Here is a 20,076-nt window from a genome sequence, read left to right as displayed (position 1 = left end):
CTATTCAAATCGCTTTGGCGGGTAAGGCTCTTGAGGGATGGGGTGAGTAGTTACTGATATTGTTTGTTTAGGAACGCCGCAGGTGTCCCTTTTTGGAAGGGCTGTTGTCAACTTGTGAGGTATTCTTCGGGGTGGAATTACGCTATACCAATCAACCTCTGGCTGTTGCACTTCGGACTTGAATCTGCGGTATTTAAAACAATTAATGTATCGCAAGTCAGAGTATACAATATTGCAACATTTCAATTATAGTTGTAATATTGCACAATGGATAAACTATCAGCAACTTCAGTATTTGAATCACTTTCTTCCGGCGTGCGGCTAGACGTGTTTCGACTGTTGGTGAAAAAAGGGCTGGATGGTATGGTGGCAGGCGAAATTGCGACAACGCTTGAAGTGCCACCTACAAATCTTTCCTTCCACCTGAAAGCATTGACGCAAGCACGTCTGCTAACAGTCAATCAAGAAGGTCGTTACCAGCGTTATCGCGCCAATATTCCCTTGATGCTGGATATTATTACTTATCTAACCGAGGAATGCTGTTCCGGCAATCCCCAGCATTGCATTGATTTGCGGACGGAGTCGGTTTGTTCCCCAAGTGTGCCCCTATCAACTCTTCCAGCTTTATCGAAACCCTGAACATGAACGTACTCTTTCTCTGCACTGGTAATTCCTGTCGATCCATCCTCGGCGAAGCTACCTTCAATCATCTTGCCCCAGCTAGTTGGCGTGCCATGAGCGCTGGCAGCAAGCCCACCGGCAAGGTACATCCCCGCTCGTTGGCATTACTGACGAGCGAAGGGATATCCACCGAAGGCTATTTCAGCAAGTCTTGGGAAAATCTTCCCGCCGCGCCCGATATAGTCATCACCGTTTGTGCCAGTGCGGCGGGAGAGACTTGCCCGGTCTACCTTGGCCCCGTGCTGCGCACCCATTGGGGCGTGGAAGACCCGGCGCATGCCACGGGCACGGACGCTGAAATCGATGCGGCCTTCATGAAGGCTTACCGCATCCTGCGCGCCCGCATTGAAGCATTTTTCGGACTGAATCAGGAGGTACTGAAGCATGATAAGCCCGCTCTCAAAACGGAAATGGACAAGATTGCCAACATCGTTGTTTAAAAATAACTTTGCGAAATAAATTCCGTCTCAAATTATTATGCGCAACAGTATGCGGTTGTTCCTCTACTCAAGGACGAACCTGTTGGCGTAGCGCGCTTGCTGGAACTGACCGCTGGATAAATTCCCATTCTCGAAGGAGCCTGTCATGAGTGAAAAAAATACAACGCGTTATGTACTGGAAATTTGAAAGAATCTCTCGCAAAAATCGGTCGCATAACGGATTAGCACCATGAGTATTTTCGAGCGCTACCTGACCATCTGGGTTTTTCTATGCATCATCGTCGGGGTGGTGTTGGGTCAACTAATACCCGCACCGTTTCACTGGTTGGGCGCATTGGAGATCGCCAAGGTCAACATCCCCGTCGGGCTGCTGATCTGGGTGATGATCATCCCTATGTTGTTGCGCATAGACTTCATGGCCTTGCACAAAGTGCGCCAATACTGGCGCGGCATCGGAGTCACGCTGTTCATCAACTGGGCGGTCAAACCTTTTTCCATGGCGCTGCTTGGCTGGTTATTCATCCGGCAATTGTTCGCACCGTATCTACCCGCAGAACAACTCGACAGCTACATTGCAGGCCTTATATTGCTTGCAGCCGCACCCTGCACCGCGATGGTGTTTGTGTGGAGTCGGCTGGTAAACGGTGAGCCGCTATTCACCCTGAGCCAAGTCGCGCTCAACGACGCCATCATGGTGTTCGCCTTTGCGCCATTGGTGGCGCTGTTGCTGGGCATCTCATCCATCATCGTACCTTGGGATACGCTGCTGGTGTCGGTGGTGTTATATATTGTTCTGCCCGTTTTGGTGGCACAGGTATGGCGCAAGTTCCTGTTGGCACGTGGCGGAATTGCGGCGCTAAATCATGCTCTGTCCAAGCTGAATCCACTCTCCATCGCTGCACTGTTACTCACGCTGATATTGTTGTTCGCTTTTCAGGGCAAAGCCATCGTCGAGCAACCGCTCGTTATCGTCATGCTCGCCGTGCCCATCATCATTCAGGTTTATTTCAATTCCGGCTTGGCGTATTGGTTGAATCGCCGCTTCGGTGAAGCGCACTGTGTAGCAGGCCCGTCGGCACTTATCGGTGCAAGTAACTTCTTTGAATTGGCAGTCGCTGCTGCCATCAGTCTGTTCGGCTTTGAATCCGGTGCGGCTCTTGCCACCGTGGTCGGCGTATTGATTGAGGTTCCAGTGATGCTGTCTGTGGTGTATCTGGTCAAGCGTAGCCATGGCTGGTACGAAGCAGGAAACAGATATTAAGGATCGGCAAAATGAACTAGTGCTGAGAACTATTGTGGTCGACAGGAAGGGACAAGAAAGGCTTTCATGTTATTCCAGCCAACCCGAATTTCTTGATCATCCAGCCACCGGCAAACTGGAAATATTCGGGGCGTTGTCGGTCTGTTTATAAGAAGTCTAGTCATTACGTCGGATCAGGAGTAATCTGCATCTGACTATTCGCATCAGACTGCTTTGATGCGTATTGTTCGATCACAAACTTTACAAGGAGCCTAGCCATGAAGAAATTTTTTGCTATATTCTTATTAATGTGTGGTACAGCACAAGCTGATCCCTTTGCCAATGGTCACCCTGAAGCTGGTAAAAAAGCATTCGACAAATATAAATGTAACAGTTGCCACGACGGCATGATGGGCGGTAACGGCAATGCCATTTTCGGGCGCCCCGGCAGCAAAGTGAAGGATCCACAGCAGCTGTCGTCAGTAGTTGTCGTATGCGTTCGTAATATTCGTGCTAATTTTTCCTCACAGGTTACCCCACAGGAAAAACTAGACCTTTCAGCCTACCTGAACAAAAATTTCTACAAGTTCAAGTAAGCGCTGTGACAACTTGCCTTTGGTTTGGCAAACAAAAAATGCAAACCTTGTTATAGGCAACACAACGACATTCTCTTGCTGCGCCTGCCTATGCTCGAGGGTCATGGCGGGCCAGCGGGATTACAACACTGGGCTAGTAATTCATGACGTTGGAGGTGAGGATCGAACACCCATCCAAAATTCATGGCGTTAAGATTTAGGAATACCATGCCTACCTGATCATCCATCGTCAGTTGATGGAAAAGTGGGCAGGCAGCGGGGCGTGTTACTGTCCGAGGGATGACGGGATATTTGTGAGTGCCTGAAAACCGGAATAGGGTCCGCCAACTCTTTGAAAGATTGAGTGTCTATAGGCTCATGACTATACTGCGCAACCTATCTATCCCACTACTGATCATGACCAGTTCGGTCAGCCTTATTTGGTGGACTTTTCCTGAGGGGCTGTCAACGGCACGCACCTTGGGTATTGTCTTGGGTTGGGCCGGATGCAGCCTCCTACTTGCCGGGCTGTTATTGATGATTAGGGAAACCTGGCTGGCCCGGTGGCTAGGTGGGCTGGAAAGGATGTATCAATGGCATCACTGGGCCGGCACGACGGCTTATGTTCTGCTACTGGCGCATCCCCTAATGCTCGCTGCCGATGTCTGGCCGAATTCTCGACTGTTGGCATGGCAGACGCTTTCTCCATTCACTCAGGGCTGGCCAATATGGGCAGGTTGGCTGTCGTTGCTGCTCTTGATGTTTGGGTTGGCAGCTACCTTCATCATGCGCATTCCCTATCAGATTTGGCGCTGGCTCCATTTCGGGCTGGGAGTAGGTGTGCTTCTCGGTTTGGTTCACCTGGTTTTGCTCGGTATCAGTGAACCCGTTCTGCCGATTTTAGGCCTTGCCGTCTCTTTTTTGGGGTGGCGTCTTATTCGGGATGATTTCGGTTTGGCTGCGCGGCCATACGTTGTGGGATCAGTAAAGACAGTTGCCGAAGGCATAGTCGAAATTTCTCTTAAGCCTCTGGCAGACCCTGCTGCCATAACGCCGGGACAGTTTGTGCTGGTCGCTTTCTTGGGGCCGACATTCCGTGATAGCGGGGAATTTCACCCATTCACTGTCAGCTCGATCGGTGCCAATCATGAAATAGGCATCGCGGTCAAAGCCCTGGGCGACTGTACGCGGCACATCCAGTCTGTCGAGCCCGGCACGATGGTGCGGGTGCATGGTGCGTTCGGAACTTTTCTGGCCGACCGGCCACAGAGGCCGCAACTCTGGATAGCCGGCGGCATCGGTATTATGCCCTTCCTGGCGCTGCTGCGGGCTGGCCCTGTCAATCAGCCGACGACGCTCCTCTATCTTTATCGAACCGAGGTGGATGCAGCTTTTTTACATGAACTCCGAGCCCTTGCCGAAGTGGATCATCAGCTTTCCCTGAAGGCATTGGCTACCGGCGACGAAGTGCCCGATCTCAATTCCCTTCTTCACGATACTCAAGGGCTTGCACATTATGAGTGCTATCTGTGCGGGCCGCAGGGCATGGTTGCAGCACTTAGAGAAGATCTGCACAATCGAGGCGTTACGCCCCACCAGATTCACTTTGAAAAATTTGATTTCCGATAATGCGCCGACTCTACCTATCCGCTACGTTTATTTTTTGGCTGCTGGTGACAGCTTTCTGGGTTGGAAGTTTGTGGTTGCCACCTGCTGAGAAAAGCGCCGCTATTGCTGTTGATAAATCGATTTCACTGGCTGAATTGGCCAAACATAGAACACCAGAAAACTGTTGGGTGGCCATTCGCGGTAATGTCTATGATTTAAGCGCTTATTTGCCCGAACATCCATCGCAGCCGGATATCCTCCTTTCCTGGTGTGGCAAGGAAGCGACTGAAGCTTATAACACCAAGTCCAAAGGGCGTCCACACTCCTCCTATGCAGATGAATTGCTGGTCAAATACCGGATCGGGCTATTAGCTTCGGGAAAACCATAATGGCTGCTCGCCACTAGCAGGCGGCGACCCAGGACAGGTTGATTTACTATCTATTGGTACAAGCCACCAGCTTTAGCTGGTGCATTTAGGGTTTTAAACGCTATGAGTTTCATCATACGTTCTTGAATATGGTTTTAGCGGAGTCCGCCACGGTTTGCCCACTTTTAGTGGGCGGCGGTCGGAGCCTCAACTACCCCCGACTAAAGTAGGGTAGTTGAGTGAAATACAACAGTGTTTTTTAGGGAGACTTCAGAGTCTGACACTGGTTTCTGCTAACTGCTATGTAACTTCTGTGTAACTTCTGTGTGTTAATTTATTGTGCGGCGAATTGTCGTCTCTGTTGGGTAGTTTTCTAATTGTTCCGTTATGAGAAAGAAAAATCATGCTTGAAATATCACTTATGCTCGATACGATAATGCGCTTTGGCATTAATGTTGTCGCTATGCTGATTCTAATTTTTGGTCTCTATTACCGCCGCTATCGCGATAAAGAGCTAGTGATAGCTGCCTCGCTGTTCAATATCTTCGCATTTGGAGTGCTGACCATTCTGTCTTCGGTGGAGTTTAGTCTTGCTGCTGGTTTTGGCTTGTTTGCTATTCTCGCATTATTCACGTTGCGTTCGGAACCACTCGAGAAGATCGAAATTACCTATTTCTTCGGTTCGATTGCAATTGCCGTAATTTGCTCGGTTCATGGTACTTCACTTGAAGTTACTTGTGTTGTAATCGGCATAGTGTTGCTAGGAGCCTATGTGCTTGACCATCCTCGTATCCTGCGCTCAGCACATGGAATAAAGATCAAGATCACACTCGATAAAATCGACCCCAATGTACTGTCGAACCCTGAAGAAATGCGCACTTATCTGTCGCGCCGCCTTGGGGTTGAGGTGATATTCCATAAAGTAGGCTCAGTCAACTACGTCAATGACATGGTGAGCATCACAGCCTTCTACCGCAATAAGCCGACACAATGATTATCGACAGGCTGCTAGGTGCTGCGCGATATGCAAGATGAACTGAGCACACTTTGATGTACTTGAGACTGAGGTCAATAGAGCCCCCATTGATCTGACGTGCAAAGGTTGGTCAAGTAATTATAAACGCGGTATATACCAGGCTCCAGCGCAAATTTTCTGCGTTTATTCTGAACCCCTTGCCGCCGTTGCAATCTTCCTATGCGTTGCGTAGTATTCATTTCAGGCGTGATGGAGCATTCAGAACCTCAGTGAATTAGAACTTTTAGCGGCTTCCTTAAAGTGAGCTTGCCGGTACCTTGACCTATCCTGCCGTCCACCCAGCTAGGAGATGCCCCGATATGCTGCTCTGGTTGCAACTTCTGTTTTGTCTCGCCGTCATTGGCTACGCGGGCTACTTTCTTTCCCGCTATGGAGACATCATCGCCGAAAAAACCGGCATGTCTGCCTCTTGGGTCGGTCTCATCCTGCTGTCTACTGCCACCTCACTGCCCGAGTTGGTGACCGGCATTTCCGCCGTCACATTCGCCAACGCGCCGAACATTGCTGTCGGAGATGTGCTGGGTAGCACGGTATTTAATCTCTTTATTCTGGTAATACTGGATGCGCTGTACCGGCGCGAAACCCTGTATAGTCGTGCCGCTCAAGGACATATTCTGTCGGCTTCACTGGGTACAATCCTGATCACTTTTGCCGGGTTCAGTCTGCTGCTGGATCATGCGGGGATGAGCCCGGCATTGGGACATGTGGGACTATACTCGCCATTCATCGTGCTGATCTACTTCGTTGCGATGCGCGCCGTATTCAGCTACGAACGCCGCATCCTGTCCGAATATACTGAAGTATCCGCCGAGCGTTATCCAGATGTAACGCTGCGCAGCGCTGTAAAGGGTTATGCGCTGGCGGCTTCAGCAATTGTAATCGTGGGTTCTTGGTTACCGTTTGTGGCCAAGGATATTTCCGACTTGATGGGGTGGGGGCAAACTTTTGTCGGAACTTTGCTGGTGGCGGCAGTGACCTCCGCCCCCGAAGCGGCCGTCACCATCTCGGCAATGCGCATTGGAGCGCTGGATATGGCCATCGCCAACCTGTTGGGCAGCAACTTATTCAACATCATTATTCTATCTGTGGATGATTTGTTTTACAGCAATGGCCCGCTGCTTGTGCACGTCGATGCTAGCCAAGCGCTGACCGCACTCACCGCTGTGATGATGAGCGCCCTGGTGGTCGTGGGCTTGATCTTCCGCTCGCAAAGGTATGCCGTGATGGGGCTGACCTGGGTGAGCTTGGGGCTGTTTCTTATGTACATCCTCAACACTTGGATTCTCTTTCAGCATGGACATTGACAATCGCCTCTGGCACACCTTGGTAAGACCACTATGACCGACGCTTTTCAGGAAATCGCTCTGCTGCTCGCCGCTGCCGCCAGTATCGGTGCCTTGGCGATCCGACTACGCCAGCCTTTGATCTTAGCCTATATTATGGTGGGTATTCTGGCCGGGCCGGTAGCTTTGGGCTGGATCACGGTGCATGATCCGCTCGACCTGCTGGCTCAGGTCGGAGTGGCAGTACTACTCTTTACAGTCGGTCTCAAGCTCGATCTGCATCTGGTGCGCCGTTTGGGCGCTGTGGCGCTGGCCACGGGACTGGGGCAGCTGTTTTTCACCATCCTGTTCGGTTACCTGCTGGGGCTTGCTTTGGGCATGGATCACCTCAAGGCCATTTACATAGCGGTGGCGCTGACCTTCTCCAGCACGATCATCATCGTCAAACTGCTGTCGGACAAAAAGGAACTGGACTCCCTGCACGGGCGCATCGCTGTGGGCTTCCTCATCGTGCAGGATATCGCCGTGCTCATTGCCATGATGACCATGAGCACCCTTAACATGGCGGAAGCAGACGGTATAGCCGCAACTCTGGGCATGATCACGCTGAAACTCGCCGTTGCCGGTCTGCTGCTGACCGCCGTCATGCGCTATGTGCTGCCGCGCCTGCTCGATCTGGTGGCGCGTTCGCAGGAACTGATGCTGCTGTTTGCCATCGCCTGGGGCGTTGCACTGGCGAGCCTGGGAGAAATGTTCGGATTCAGCAAAGAGGTGGGTGCTTTTCTAGCCGGCTTCGCGCTCGCGACTTCACCCTACCGCGAGGCCATGAGTGGCCGGCTCAACCCGGTGCGTGATTTTCTGCTGTTATTTTTCTTCCTCGATCTGGGGGCGAGGCTGGAATTCGAGGCCTTCGAGGGTCAGATTGTGGCGGCGCTGGTACTGTCTGCTTTCGTGCTGATCGGCAATCCCATTATTGTGATGGCTATCATGGGTTATATGGGCTACCGCAAGCGCACCGGTTTCATGGCGGGCCTCACGGTGGCGCAGATATCCGAGTTTTCCATCGTCTTCGTCGCCATGGGCATGAGCATGGGTCACGTTGGCGGCGATACCCTGGGCCTGGTCACCCTGATCGGTCTGGTGACTATCAGCGTCTGCACTTATCTGGTGCTTAACAGTCAGAGCTTGTACGAAAAACTCAAACTCTCATTGAGTGTGTTCGAGCGTCGGATACCGTTCCGCGAACAAATGACAATATCAGAATCGGAGCCGATGCCTACAGTTATTGTGTTCGGTCTCGGGCGCTACGGCGGTAGGCTGATGCAGCGCCTGAGCGATCAGGATATCAGTACGCTGGGTGTGGATTTCGACCCCGAAGCCGTGCGGCGCGCCCGCCATCATGGCCTCAATTCCCGCTTCGGCGATGCTGAGGATGCCGAATTTCCCGCCAGTCTGCCCCTAGCCGAGGTGCGTTGGGTGGTCAGCACCTTGCACGACACCAGCATCAACTGCGCCCTGATTAATGCCCTGCGCGAGCACGGCTACACCGGTCCGGTTGCGATCACTGCGCACAGTGAAGAAAGCATTGATATGCTGAACAAAGCCGGGGCGGAACTGATCTTTCATCCCTACTTTGACGCCGCTGAATACGCTGCTGATAAACTCCAACACATCCTACGAGAAAAGGAGACTCCCGTATGAAACCGATCACCACTTTCCTGGCCGCTACCGACTTTTCCACTACCGCCGGACGTGCTGAAGAACGCGCCGCGCTGCTGGCGGCAGAGCACGGTGCTTGTCTCACGATGCTGCACAGTTTGAGCGGCCTAGCGTTGGAACACCTACGCGGTCGATTGCTGCACGGTTACGCCAGTGCTGAAGCACAGTTGATCAGACATTACGAGGACGCTTTGCGCCTGTTGGCGGAAAATCTAGCCGAGCGCTGGCAGATCGAGGTGACGCCATTGATCACGGTCGGTCAGACACACTGCGAGATCAGCCGTGCCGCGCAGGAAATAGGCGCAGACATGGTGATTTTGGGCGCGATGGGCGAACATCCAGCCCGCGAATTCTTCCTCGGTGCTACCGCTGAACGGGTGATACGGGAAGCCGCCATACCCGTCTTGGTGGTGCGGAACGAACCAGACGGGCCCTACCAGCGCGTACTGGTGCCGCTCGATCTCTCAGCCCACAGCCTTGCGGTAGCCGAGCTTGCCCGTCGCGTTGCGCCCGAGGCTCATCTCACCCTGGCGCATGCTTTCGATGTGCCATTCGAAGGTAAGCTGAATTTTGCCGGTGTTTCCAATGAACACATTCATCGCTTTCGCCAGGAGGAACGCCAACACGCCCAAGATGCGCTACAAACGCTGGCGAACAGCCTGAAAAACGAGGAGCATTACGACATCCGCGTGAAACACGGTATGCCGGAAATTGTCATCCCAGAACTTCTACGTGAAAAGGCAGCGGACATGGTGGTGGTGGGCAAACATGGCCAATCGGAAATCGTCGATCTGCTCCTGGGTAGCATGACCAAGCATCTGTTACTGGAGGCACCATGTGACGTGTTGGTGATGCCGCCAGGCCAAAAGGCGAAGCCATGATTTCTGGCCGCAACTCGCACCCTGCTTCAATATTTGGCTGTAGTATCAACACGGACACTGAATAATGGACACTGAAACCCGTTCCTGGCTCACCCTGACACCCGAAGCCGCGATAGCGGCGCTTGATGTGAATCACCAGTAAGAAATGAAATGAACGCTTGGACTACAGCCGGAGGCTTGCTCGGCGGTATCGGCCTGTTCCTGCTCGGCATGGGGCTCATGACCGATGGTCTCAAGCTTGCCGCCGGCCCGGCGCTGGGGCGCATCCTTGCCCATTCCACCAAGACCCGGATGCGCGGGCTGGCTTCGGGTGTACTGGTGACTGCCTTGGTACAGTCTTCCAGCGCCGTGACAGTGGCCGCCATCGGCTTCGTCAATGCCGGTCTGCTCACACTGGGGCAGTCCATGTGGGTGCTCTTCGGTGCCAATGTTGGCACCACCATGACCGGCTGGTTGGTAGCGCTGGTGGGGCTGAAGTTCAAAATCGAGGTATTGGCGCTGCCGCTCATTGGTGTCGGTATGGCGCTACGCCTTTCCGGCGAAGGAAATCGGCGCGGTGCGCTGGGACAGGCTCTGGCAGGCTTTGGCGTACTGTTCCTGGGCATAGACATGCTAAAAGAGTCCTTTTCCGGGCTATCTACAGATTTCAAGCTACCAGAAGGAGATGGTTTCAAGGACACTGTGGTACAGGTGCTGATCGGCATCGTTCTCACCGTGCTGATGCAGTCCTCCAGCGCTGCCCTGACCATTGCGCTGACCGCCGCCCAGGGTGGACTGCTTACGGCTCAGGGCGCTGCCGCTGTGGTTGTCGGCGCCAACATCGGCACCACCGTCACCGCGCTAATCGCTTTCATCGGCGCCACGCCCAACGCCAAACGGGCCGCTGCCGCCCATATTCTGTTTAATCTCCTGACCGGTGCCGTGGCGCTGGCGCTGTTGCCCTGGCTGGTACCGGCCATCGGCGCGGCAGGCGAAGTACTGGAACTCGGCTCGGCACCCGCCGCCAAACTGGCCCTGTTCCACACCGCTTTCAATCTGCTCGGTGTGATGCTGGTCTGGCCTATCGCCGACCGCATGGCTCGGTTCCTCGAAGGGCTCTTTCGCACCGCCGAGGAGGACGAGGCCAGTCCGCGCTATCTGGACGCCAATGTCGCAACAGTACCGGTCTTGGCGCTGGATGCCATGGAACAGGAAGTGCGGCACATGGGCGGCATCGCCCTGCGCATGATGCGTGAGGCTATGACTGGCGCCTCTCAGGGCAAACTGGCGAAAGACCAGCAGATCGTGGCCCGATTGAATCAGACTGTCGCGAATTTTATCGCTCGCCTCAACCAGGCCGGCATGTCGCAGGACAGCGCCCGGCGTCTGCCGCATATCCTGCGCGTGGCTCGCTACTACGAGGCGATGGCGGAACTGGCCATGGAGGCTGCGGCCGCCGCGCGCGAAACGCCCCTGCCGGTGCTGATCGAAACAGGCGGCACTTTTTTCGATCAGGGAACACGGCTGCTTTCCCGTGTTGACCCCGAGGGGGTGCTGGCGCATGGCGCAGATGTCGAATCAGACTTACAGAGCCTGGAAGGGGACTATCAGATCCTGAAAAAGGAACTCCTGGAGGCGGGCGCTCAGGGTCGTTTGTCAGTGACGGACATGGATGCCCGCTTGCGCGCTGCGAGCGCCATTCGACGTGCTGTGCAGCAGGCCGTCAAGGCGACGCGCCTGCTCGACGGCGAAGCGACGGCAAGCGGAGCGGAATAAGTACCGCCAAGAACAACACGGATGCAAATGTGAAAGACCATCTGAAACTCATCCACGTCAGCGTCAATTAGATTTCACAGCGGTAGACAGTGACATTGGATTCAGACTTTACAAATCAATAACCTGGCCTGGATCGGGCACTGTGACGGTCCAGCCGTAGTCAGTTTGCAGGCGAGCAGCCAACGTTTGTGCTGCACTTTCTTCCCCATGTACTACAAACGTCTGGCGTGGTGGCCGCCGGAAACCGCCAGCCCAGGCGAGCAGTGCCGCCTGGTCGGCGTGTGCCGAGAAACCGCCCAGGGTGTGAATCGAGGCGTGCACCGAAATCTCCTCGCCGAAGATTTTTACTCGCTTTGCACCGTCCACCAACCGTCGACCGAGTGTGCCCTGTGCCTGAAAACCGGTGATCAAAACACTGTTCGCGGCATGTCCAAGATTATGGTGCAGATGGTGCTTGATGCGCCCCGCGTCGCACATTCCGCTGGCGGAAATGATGATGGCTCCTGAGCGAATTTGATTGAGGGCGATAGACTCCTCTGTACTGCCGATGAAGCGCAAGTTAGGCAGGCCGCGCCCCGCCGCTTGCCACTGGGTGAGTTGCTTCGCCTCGTCATCGAATAGCGCCATATGCTGCATGGTGACCTGGGTCACAGCCGTTGCCATCGGAGAATCTACGTAAATATCAAGATTGTGCAACCGCCCCTGACGTGTCAGCTCATACAGGTAATAGATGACCTCTTGCGTGCGACCGACCGCGAATGCCGGAATAATGACGTTGCCGTGCTTGACATTAAGCGTGTGCTCAATTACCTGTACGAACTCTTCCAAGGTAGCTGGTAAGTCCTTATGCATGCGATTGCCATAGGTGGACTCAATGAACAATATGTCCGCATTCTCAATCACTGTTGGGTCGCGCAAAATCACCCGATCCGGCTGACCGAGATCTCCCGACATAACGAGCTTCGTGGTCTTGCCGCCTTCCGTGATCTGAATTTCGATAATCGCCGAACCGAGGATATGGCCGGCATCTCGAAAACAACAACGAACATCAGGATGCGGTGTCAGCCACTCGTCGTATGCTACAGGGCTTAATTGTTTCAGGCAGGCTTCCGCATCCTGCAAGGTATACAGCACAGGCAGCGCAGCTTTGGTACGTGCAGAAGTTTTTCCACGGCGCTTTACGGCTCGAAGGGCATCCATTTCCTGAATGTGAGCACTGTCGGGCAACATGATGTCCAACAGTTGGGCTGTCGCCGTAGTGGTAAAGATTGCCCCATCGAATCCCTCGCGCGTAAGCCGGGGCAGCAGTCCACTATGGTCAATATGTGCGTGGGTGAGCAATACGAAATCGAGTGAGTGCGGGTCGAAATTAAATGTTTTTCGGTTGCGTGTTGGTGCTTCTCGTCCACCCTGAAACATTCCGCAGTCCACTAGGAAACAAACAGCATTTGTCTCAATTAGATAACACGAACCGGTGACTTCACGAGCTGCACCAAGAAAAGTGACTTTCATGATCTCATGCCTTTTGCAGCACAAATGGCGCATATTTTCCGGCCTCGATGCGCGCTGTATTGTCGCTGAAAAGGTCCGAGCTGCCTGTTTTGAGGATCAGCCGCCAGAAACCGATTGCAGCCAGAGAAATTGCACGGATAAAAAATCTGTTTTGTTGTGTCTGATTATTCATAAAATTGTTCCTGTGCTGTTAGACACGAAATCAAAGTGGATCACTGAGCTGCGTTATTCTTATCATAGAAACGCTTCGCGAACGGCTTGCGGAATTCTCTGTGGCAATTGTAGCAATTGGTCTGGTGTTTATGGCAGTAGTATAGCTATCTCATCAACAAAGGCGACAAACTTTAGGAAATGTCGGCATTTATATCGGCCCCACCATCGCACACAAAAGCCTTACGATCGTTGTTTGAGTTGCCATGTCGCGCCTCATTGCAAGTTTTTTTAGGATTGGTGGCCGCTCCGGTGACAGGTTCGTCGTTACAAAAAAACTGGGCAGTACTCCTATCCGGGTAATTCAAGGCAAATAATGGCCAGCATCTACACTTGTGTGCCAGTTCTAAGCTGGTCGCTACCAATAGTGGTATTCTTAATGAACATATTCTGATTTTAGGCATAGCGCGATTTGTATGGCACAAATACTGTGGCTAATTCAACGGACAGCTGTCAAATTTTGCGGTTTTTCGATGTAAATGAACTGCAAATTTTAGGTTGATAAAGCCAATGCTTGGCGAGTCCCTGGCAAAGCTGGGGGCTTACCTCACTGAATTAGCGGACTTATCATGAAGCCAATACACCCTTTAACACCCGATCACACACCCGCCAGGCACGCCCAACCCATAAATGAGGTGTTGCACACCTTGTCGGTTTCTGCCAACGCTGGCCTGAGCCACCGGGAGGCCACCCAACGTCTTGAACAATATGGCCGCAACAGCCTGCCGGCATCAAAACGACGCGGCCCTTGGATGCGCTTTGCGTTGCAGTTCCACAATCCGTTGATCTATGTGTTGCTGGTGGCTGGTGCCATCACATTCGCGCTCGAAGATTATGTGGACGCGGGGGTAATAGTTGGCGTGGTGCTCATCAACGCTGTGATCGGTTTTATTCAAGAAGGCAAGGCGGAGAAAGCGCTGGAAGCAGTGAGCGCCATGCTTGCCAGCCATGCTACGGTGCTGCGCGAAGGCGAGCGACACGAGATCGACGCCGCTCTCTTGGTGCCGGGCGATATCGTGCTGTTAGAGTCGGGTGCCCGGGTGCCTGCCGATCTGCGTCTTTTGCGCGTGAAGAACCTGCGCGTCAACGAGGCGGCCCTCACCGGCGAGTCTGTGCCCGTGGAAAAGAGCGCAGAGCCGGTGGCCAAAGATGCGTCCATCGGCGATCGGTCCTGCATGGCCTATGCCGGTACGGTAGTAAGCTTTGGCCAGGCGCAAGGTCTGGTGGTCGGCACTGGTCAGGCGACTGAGATCGGTTGCATCGGCAAGCTGGTCGGCGAGGTGCAGACGCTGGTCACGCCGCTTACCCGACGGCTTGATCAATTCGCTCGCCAGATCACGCTTTTCATCTTGGCGATGGGAGTGATCACGTTTTTCTATGGGCATTTCGTGCGCGAGATGCCGCCGCTGGAAATCTTTCTGGCGGTGGTGGGGCTGGCGGTAGCAGCTATCCCCGAGGGCTTGCCGGCAATCGTGACCATCGTACTGGCCATCGGTACCCGCGCCATGGCCCGTAATCACGCCATCGTGCGGCGGCTGCCGGCGGTGGAGACGCTGGGTTCGGTCACCGTGATCTGCTCGGACAAGACCGGCACGCTTACCAAGAACGAGATGACCGCCGTGCGGATCATGCTGCCCGCGCATACATTGGACGTGAGCGGCGCTGGCTATGCGCCCGAGGGCGGCTTCCATTGCGACGGCATGACTGTGGACTTTGTTCAGGATGTGGCACTGCAAGGGCTGGTTCGCTGCGCTCTGTTGTGTAACGACGCCCATCTCAAACACGATGACGCGACAGGCTGGCAGCTCGTGGGTGACCCTACCGAAGGGGCTTTGTTGACCCTTGCCCGCAAGGCCCGACTGGATCTTCTCGAAGTTGTTGCGGCAATGCCCCGGATTGATGAAATTCCTTTTGAATCGGAACATCGATTCATGGCCACACTGCATCACGATCATCAGGGTAACGCCTTCGTTCTGCTCAAGGGCGCGCCTGAACGCATACTCGACTTGTGTGAACGAGATGCCGGTGGCCAGGCGCTCAATCGCGCCGACTGGGAAGCACGCATGGAAGAAGCGGCCGGTGCCGGACAGCGCGTGCTGGCGTTGGCGCGCTGCGATATGCCTGCTGGTACCACAGCGCTCTCCATGGATGACATCATGCGGTGTTTCACCTTGCTGGGGTTGATTGGCCTAATCGACCCACCACGCGAGGAGGCGATCACAGCTGTGGCCGAGTGCCAGCGCGCAGGGCTGCGCATCAAAATGATTACCGGTGACCATGCCATCACCGCAGCGGCCATCGGCCGTCAATTGGGGCTGAACGCTGACAGCGTGCTGACCGGCGAAACTGTGGAAACGATGGACGACGAGGCGCTACGGCCCCGCGCTCTCGAAACTGACATAATTGCCCGCGCCAGCCCCGAGCACAAACTGCGACTTGTGGCCGCTTTGCAAGCCCAGGGTGAACTGGTCGCCATGACCGGTGATGGCGTCAACGACGCCCCCGCGCTCAAGGCCGCCAACATTGGCGTAGCCATGGGACAAAAGGGAACGGACGCCGCCCGCGAAGCCGCCGATCTGGTGCTCACCGATGACAATTTCGCCACTATCGCCCATGCCGTGCGCGAGGGTCGCGTGGTGTTCGACAACATCAAAAAATCGTTGCTCTTTATCCTGCCCACCAACGGCGGCGAGGCGGGCGTAATCCTGATCGCGGTGTTCGCCGGTCTGGAACTGCCGATTACCGCCGCCCAGATTTTGTGGGTCAATATGATTACAGCGGTAACGTTGGCATTGTCGCTGGCATTCGAGCCGGCCGAGCCAGGCGTTATGCTCCGCCCGCCACGCCGCCCCTTGGAACCCTTGATTACACGGGTGCTGGCTGCGCGTATCGCCTACGTCAGCTTGCTGATGATCATGGCGATCTTCATCGTGTTCGAATGGGAGCTCGCGCGCGGCAACAGCATCGAAGTGGCGCGCACAGCAGTGGTGAACATGTTGGTTGTCGGCGAACTGGCATATCTGTTCAACGCGCGCTACTTTACCGCTGCGGCCTTTACCCGGGACATCCTTACCGGCAATCCTGTGGCGTTCTGGATGAGTGTGGTGTTGATTGGTTTCCAGCTCCTGTTCACCTACGCACCCCCGATGCAGCAGATGTTCCACACTTCCGCACTAGACGCCGCGTCTTGGCTGGCCATCGTCGCATTGGGTTTCTTCATTTTTATCGCAGTCGAGGCGGAAAAGACCCTCCTGCGGCGTCTGCATGTCCGGAGTATGTGAATGAGTTTACGAGAACATTTACAACGCTATATACCGAGTCGGGAACAGATTTTCGGCAACCGCTGGCTCGTCTGGCTAAGCCCTTGGCTGCACGATCCCAAGTTATGGCATTGGTCGCGTCGCGGAGTCGCCTTGGGTGTGGCGTTAGGCGTATTTTTCGGTCTGCTTGTTCCTATCGCGCAAATTCCACTCACAGTGACTGCAGCCATAGTGATGCGAGCCAACGTCCCGGTTGCTGCAGCGAGCACCCTTATTACCAATCCGATCACCTTCGCCCCCATTTATTACGGCGCCTACCGGCTGGGCGCCTGGGTGACCGGCGAAGAGGTGCCAGTGACTTCAGCCGACAAACTAAGCGCACAGAAAATCGGTGCCGTCGAAGATGATGCGAATCTTTGGCAGCGCTTTATCGGTTTAGGTAAACCGCTGCTGGTAGGTCTGTCCATCACGGCCACGCTGATTGGATTTTGTACTTACGGGTTGATCTCCCTGATCTGGCGATGGCGAACCTTGTTTAAGCGGCGCGGCAGGATGCACTTATGAATCGACTATTCACCACTTTGATCTTCTCGGTCCTAGCTGTCGTCATGTTGTTTCTGCGTGGCTTTCAGCATTTTCCGAAGATATCGCGCACCCTGCCTCAACACTTGGCTGTTGAATCAAAACGGGCACTGAAAAATGGACATTGAAACCCGCTCTTGGCATACCCTGACGCCCGAAGCCGCGACAACGGCGTTTGATGTGAATGCGACCCGCGGTCTGGCCACCCCTGAAGCTGATGCACGCCTCGCCCGCTATGGCGAGAACAAGCTGATAGAGGCCAAACCGCGCCCGCTGTGGTTGAAGTTTTTCGACCAGTTCAAGAACATTTTGGTAATTGTGTTGTTATTCGCCGCCACTCTGGCTTGGGTGATCGGCGATCTCAAGGACGCAGTGGTAATTCTCGTCGTTGTGCTGTTCAACGCCAGCTTGGGTTTTTATCAGGAGCGGCGGGCGGAACAAACGCTGGCGGCGCTGAAAGACATGCTGGCGGCACGTACCCGGGTGCGCCGCAACGCGCGCATGGAGGAAATCGACGCGGCGTTGCTCGTTCCCGGCGATATCGTGCTGCTCGAAGCGGGTGACCGAATTCCTGCTGATGGTCGAATACTGGACGAGCACAGTCTCGAAATAGAAGAAGCGGCACTGACCGGCGAATCTCATGCCGTCTGCAAGTCGGTGGCAGCATTGGACCAAGCCGAACTACCCTTGGGCGACCGCGTCAACCTGCTCTATATGAACACGGTGGTAACGCGCGGTCGCGCCGAAATGCTGGTAACCGCCACCGGCATGACCACTGAAATGGGCAAGCTCGCCAGTATGATCGCCAGTGCCGAAGAGTCGGAAACCCCACTGCAAAAACAACTCGACACGCTGGGAAAAAAGCTGGCAGTGATTGCAGGTGTAGTGGTGACTGTCATCTTTGCGCTTGATTTTGCGCACGGCCTGCCTTGGATGGAGGCCGCGATGACTGCGGTAGCGTTGGCTGTCGCTGCCATTCCCGAGGGACTGCCAGCGGTGGTAACGGTGACGCTGTCCATCGGCATGTGGCGCATGGCACAGAACCGGGCCATCCTCAAGAAACTTTCAGCCGTGGAAACGCTGGGTTCTACCACGGTAATCTGCTCAGACAAGACCGGTACTCTCACCCTGAATCAGATGACCGCTCGCGCCGGCTGGTTCGCCGGACGGCGCTTTGCGGTCAGCGGCGAGGGCTATCGGGCGGAAGGCACAATCACGTTTAACCCCCTCACCCCTCCTTCGACAAGCTCAGAGCAGGCCGAGCCCTCTCCCGCCTGCGAAAGAGGGGAGCTTGAGCATTTACTATTGCCGATGACGCTCTGCACCGATTCACGTGTACGTGACGGGCAACTGATTGGTGATCCCACCGAGGGCGCATTGTGGGTGCTGGCGGAAAAAGGCGGTCTCGACCCGGAAGCGAAGCAGGAAAAGCAGCCGCGCATCGCCGAGATTCCTTTCGATTCCGGCCACAAGTTCATGGCCACGTTCCACCAAGTCGGCGCAACGGTAGAGATGTTCATCAAGGGTGCGCCCGATGTGCTGCTGGAGCGTTCTACCCTTAATCTGGCGGAAAATGGAGAGCAGCTTCTGGATGTGTCAGCGCGCGCCGCAATCGAGGCCGAGAACGAGTATCTCGCTGCACAGGCGCTACGTGTGCTGGCTGTGGCGCGCAAGATTATCCCCGCCGCCGACTTCGACCCGGCGGGCGACCTGTGGGCATGGGCAGAAGGCTGGACTTTCCTGGGGTTGGCCGGACTCATGGATCCGCCACGGCCCGAGGCGAAGGCCGCCATCGCTCACTGCGCCCGAGCCGGCATCCAAGTCAAGATGATTACCGGCGACCATAAAATTACTGCTACCGCCATCGGTCGCGAGTTGGGACTTATCGGCGAGGTAATCGAAGGCCGAGAACTTGATGTCATGAGTGAGACGGAGTTATCGCGCCGCATTAACGACATTTTCGTGTTCGCGCGCGTTGCCCCCGAGCACAAGGTAAAAATCGTCCGGGCGCTGCAAGTCGACGGCCACATCGTCGCGATGACCGGCGATGGCGTGAACGACGCGCCAGCCTTGAAGGCTGCCGATATCGGCGTGGCGATGGGCATCACCGGCACGGCCGTCACTAAAGAGGCGGCCGTCATGGTGCTGACCGACGATAACTTCGCCACCATTGTAAAAGCCGTGGAAGAAGGCCGTGTGATCTACGACAACATCGTTAAGTTTGTGCGTTTTCAGCTCTCCACCAACATCGGCGCCATTCTCACCGTGCTCGCCGCCACTTTGTTTGGATTGCCGGCACCTTTTACAGCGATCCAACTATTGTGGATCAACATCATCATGGACGGCCCGCCCGCGATGACGCTGGGGGTAGAACCGGCACGCGTCGGCATCATGCACGAGCGTCCGCGCCGCCAGGCAGCGCAGATACTCACTGGCCCGCGCCTCGCCAGACTAGCATTGTATGGGGTAACCATGATGGTTGGAACGCTTTACCTGTTCTGGCACGGCCTGGAAACGCATGGAAAAACTTATGCCCTGACCTTGGCCTTTACCACTTTCGTCTTATTCCAGTTCTTCAACGTGTTCAATGCGCGCGCCGAAACTGGCAGCACTTTCAATATGCACTTTTTCCGCAATGGCAAGCTGTGGCTGGCGCTGATCGGGGTAGTGGGGTTGCAGGTCGTGGTGGTGCACTGGAATCCGGCTCAAACCCTATTCAGCACCGTAGACTTGAGCCTGCATGATTGGGGCTTGGCTGCGTTGACCTCTTCTAGCGTGCTGGTGTTGGAAGAGGCGTACAAGCTCATCCAACACCTCAAACGCACGCAAACAAGATTCAATCCATGAACGAACCCCTTTATCTGGCCTCAGCGTGGGCGGTAAAACCATGATAGCCTCTCCGCATATGGCATGCTGGCTGAACAAG

The 20,076-nt window shown here is 54.9% G+C and carries 17 protein-coding genes; 15 read left to right on the top strand and 2 right to left on the bottom strand.

What is annotated here, in order from left to right; genetic code table 11:
* The first annotated feature begins 267 nt into the window (after positions 1-267).
* The 11 genes from MJ769_RS07580 to MJ769_RS07530 all read left to right on the top strand — a co-directional run bounded on the left by MJ769_RS07580 (position 268) and on the right by MJ769_RS07530 (position 11,586).
* A complete protein-coding gene (locus MJ769_RS07580; RefSeq protein ID WP_239235869.1) occupies positions 268-639 on the top strand; it encodes an ArsR/SmtB family transcription factor in 372 nt (123 codons plus the stop codon).
* Between the two features lie 2 nt (positions 640-641).
* Entirely contained in the window at positions 642-1,121 is a 480-nt protein-coding gene (locus tag MJ769_RS07575; protein ID WP_239235868.1) for an arsenate reductase ArsC, read from the top strand.
* Positions 1,122-1,350: 229 nt separating this feature from the next.
* Complete coding sequence (arsB, locus tag MJ769_RS07570) at positions 1,351-2,382, top strand: ACR3 family arsenite efflux transporter (RefSeq protein WP_239235866.1); 1,032 nt, start codon at positions 1,351-1,353, stop codon at positions 2,380-2,382.
* Between the two features lie 257 nt (positions 2,383-2,639).
* Complete coding sequence (locus tag MJ769_RS07565) at positions 2,640-2,957, top strand: c-type cytochrome (protein ID WP_239235864.1); 318 nt, start codon at positions 2,640-2,642, stop codon at positions 2,955-2,957.
* 357 nt (positions 2,958-3,314) lie between these two features.
* On the top strand, positions 3,315-4,565 hold the full coding sequence (locus MJ769_RS07560) for a ferredoxin reductase family protein (protein WP_239235862.1): 1,251 nt from the start codon (positions 3,315-3,317) through the stop codon (positions 4,563-4,565).
* Positions 4,565-4,933, top strand: a complete 369-nt coding sequence (locus tag MJ769_RS07555; protein ID WP_239235860.1) for a cytochrome b5 domain-containing protein — start codon at positions 4,565-4,567, stop codon at positions 4,931-4,933. Before MJ769_RS07560 ends, MJ769_RS07555 begins: the two co-directional genes overlap by 1 nt.
* A 382-nt stretch (positions 4,934-5,315) precedes the next feature.
* A complete protein-coding gene (locus MJ769_RS07550; RefSeq protein ID WP_239235859.1) occupies positions 5,316-5,906 on the top strand; it encodes a DUF4956 domain-containing protein in 591 nt (196 codons plus the stop codon).
* A gap of 341 nt (positions 5,907-6,247) precedes the next feature.
* Positions 6,248-7,252 (top strand): sodium:calcium antiporter, encoded by a 1,005-nt coding sequence (locus tag MJ769_RS07545; protein WP_239235857.1) that lies wholly within the window; start codon positions 6,248-6,250, stop codon positions 7,250-7,252.
* Between the two features lie 33 nt (positions 7,253-7,285).
* On the top strand, positions 7,286-8,932 hold the full coding sequence (locus tag MJ769_RS07540) for a cation:proton antiporter (protein ID WP_239235855.1): 1,647 nt from the start codon (positions 7,286-7,288) through the stop codon (positions 8,930-8,932).
* Positions 8,929-9,831 (top strand): universal stress protein, encoded by a 903-nt coding sequence (locus MJ769_RS07535; protein ID WP_239235853.1) that lies wholly within the window; start codon positions 8,929-8,931, stop codon positions 9,829-9,831. The genes MJ769_RS07540 and MJ769_RS07535 overlap by 4 nt, the downstream gene beginning before the upstream one ends.
* A 150-nt stretch (positions 9,832-9,981) precedes the next feature.
* Entirely contained in the window at positions 9,982-11,586 is a 1,605-nt protein-coding gene (locus MJ769_RS07530; protein WP_239235846.1) for a Na/Pi cotransporter family protein, read from the top strand.
* 108 nt (positions 11,587-11,694) lie between these two features.
* Here MJ769_RS07530 and MJ769_RS07525 read toward each other — a convergent pair whose 3' ends face one another.
* Both MJ769_RS07525 and MJ769_RS07520 read right to left on the bottom strand, forming a co-directional pair.
* On the bottom strand, positions 11,695-13,098 hold the full coding sequence (locus tag MJ769_RS07525; protein ID WP_239235844.1) for an MBL fold metallo-hydrolase RNA specificity domain-containing protein: 1,404 nt from the start codon (positions 13,096-13,098) through the stop codon (positions 11,695-11,697).
* Positions 13,099-13,102: 4 nt separating this feature from the next.
* A complete protein-coding gene (locus MJ769_RS07520) occupies positions 13,103-13,270 on the bottom strand; it encodes a hypothetical protein (RefSeq protein ID WP_239235842.1) in 168 nt (55 codons plus the stop codon).
* Positions 13,271-13,877: 607 nt separating this feature from the next.
* Here MJ769_RS07520 and MJ769_RS07515 point away from each other — a divergent pair.
* The 4 genes from MJ769_RS07515 to MJ769_RS07500 are packed head-to-tail and all read left to right on the top strand — an operon-like array spanning position 13,878 to position 19,997.
* Complete coding sequence (locus MJ769_RS07515) at positions 13,878-16,589, top strand: cation-translocating P-type ATPase (RefSeq protein WP_239235841.1); 2,712 nt, start codon at positions 13,878-13,880, stop codon at positions 16,587-16,589.
* Positions 16,590-17,132, top strand: a complete 543-nt coding sequence (locus MJ769_RS07510) for a DUF2062 domain-containing protein (protein WP_239235839.1) — start codon at positions 16,590-16,592, stop codon at positions 17,130-17,132. It begins immediately after the preceding gene.
* Positions 17,129-17,278 (top strand): hypothetical protein, encoded by a 150-nt coding sequence (locus MJ769_RS07505; RefSeq protein ID WP_239235837.1) that lies wholly within the window; start codon positions 17,129-17,131, stop codon positions 17,276-17,278. Before MJ769_RS07510 ends, MJ769_RS07505 begins: the two co-directional genes overlap by 4 nt.
* Positions 17,268-19,997: a cation-translocating P-type ATPase gene (locus tag MJ769_RS07500; RefSeq protein ID WP_239235835.1), complete on the top strand. Its 2,730-nt coding sequence runs from the start codon at positions 17,268-17,270 to the stop codon at positions 19,995-19,997. The genes MJ769_RS07505 and MJ769_RS07500 overlap by 11 nt, the downstream gene beginning before the upstream one ends.
* Positions 19,998-20,076 lie beyond the last annotated feature (79 nt).

The sequence above is a fragment of the Candidatus Nitrotoga sp. BS genome, assembly GCF_927797785.1.
GTDB lineage: Bacteria > Pseudomonadota > Gammaproteobacteria > Burkholderiales > Gallionellaceae > Nitrotoga.
The sequence above is the reverse complement of the archived record's forward strand: the minus strand, read 5'-3'. Positions and strand labels throughout refer to the sequence as shown.

What these genes read in the sequence shown, in the direction of transcription:
- MJ769_RS07510 (WP_239235839.1), top strand. Translation starts at nt 16,590, where the DNA reads ATGAGTTTACGAGAACATTTACAACGCTATATACCGAGTCGGGAACAG.
- MJ769_RS07535 (WP_239235853.1), top strand. Translation starts at nt 8,929, where the DNA reads ATGAAACCGATCACCACTTTCCTGGCCGCTACCGACTTTTCCACTACC.
- MJ769_RS07545 (WP_239235857.1), top strand. Translation starts at nt 6,248, where the DNA reads ATGCTGCTCTGGTTGCAACTTCTGTTTTGTCTCGCCGTCATTGGCTAC.
- arsB (WP_239235866.1), top strand. Translation starts at nt 1,351, where the DNA reads ATGAGTATTTTCGAGCGCTACCTGACCATCTGGGTTTTTCTATGCATC.
- MJ769_RS07525 (WP_239235844.1), bottom strand. Translation starts at nt 13,098, where the DNA reads ATGAAAGTCACTTTTCTTGGTGCAGCTCGTGAAGTCACCGGTTCGTGT.
- MJ769_RS07580 (WP_239235869.1), top strand. Translation starts at nt 268, where the DNA reads ATGGATAAACTATCAGCAACTTCAGTATTTGAATCACTTTCTTCCGGC.
- MJ769_RS07515 (WP_239235841.1), top strand. Translation starts at nt 13,878, where the DNA reads ATGAAGCCAATACACCCTTTAACACCCGATCACACACCCGCCAGGCAC.
- MJ769_RS07555 (WP_239235860.1), top strand. Translation starts at nt 4,565, where the DNA reads ATGCGCCGACTCTACCTATCCGCTACGTTTATTTTTTGGCTGCTGGTG.
- MJ769_RS07575 (WP_239235868.1), top strand. Translation starts at nt 642, where the DNA reads ATGAACGTACTCTTTCTCTGCACTGGTAATTCCTGTCGATCCATCCTC.
- MJ769_RS07540 (WP_239235855.1), top strand. Translation starts at nt 7,286, where the DNA reads ATGACCGACGCTTTTCAGGAAATCGCTCTGCTGCTCGCCGCTGCCGCC.
- MJ769_RS07530 (WP_239235846.1), top strand. Translation starts at nt 9,982, where the DNA reads ATGAACGCTTGGACTACAGCCGGAGGCTTGCTCGGCGGTATCGGCCTG.
- MJ769_RS07550 (WP_239235859.1), top strand. Translation starts at nt 5,316, where the DNA reads ATGCTTGAAATATCACTTATGCTCGATACGATAATGCGCTTTGGCATT.
- MJ769_RS07565 (WP_239235864.1), top strand. Translation starts at nt 2,640, where the DNA reads ATGAAGAAATTTTTTGCTATATTCTTATTAATGTGTGGTACAGCACAA.
- MJ769_RS07500 (WP_239235835.1), top strand. Translation starts at nt 17,268, where the DNA reads ATGGACATTGAAACCCGCTCTTGGCATACCCTGACGCCCGAAGCCGCG.
- MJ769_RS07520 (WP_239235842.1), bottom strand. Translation starts at nt 13,270, where the DNA reads ATGAATAATCAGACACAACAAAACAGATTTTTTATCCGTGCAATTTCT.
- MJ769_RS07505 (WP_239235837.1), top strand. Translation starts at nt 17,129, where the DNA reads ATGAATCGACTATTCACCACTTTGATCTTCTCGGTCCTAGCTGTCGTC.
- MJ769_RS07560 (WP_239235862.1), top strand. Translation starts at nt 3,315, where the DNA reads ATGACTATACTGCGCAACCTATCTATCCCACTACTGATCATGACCAGT.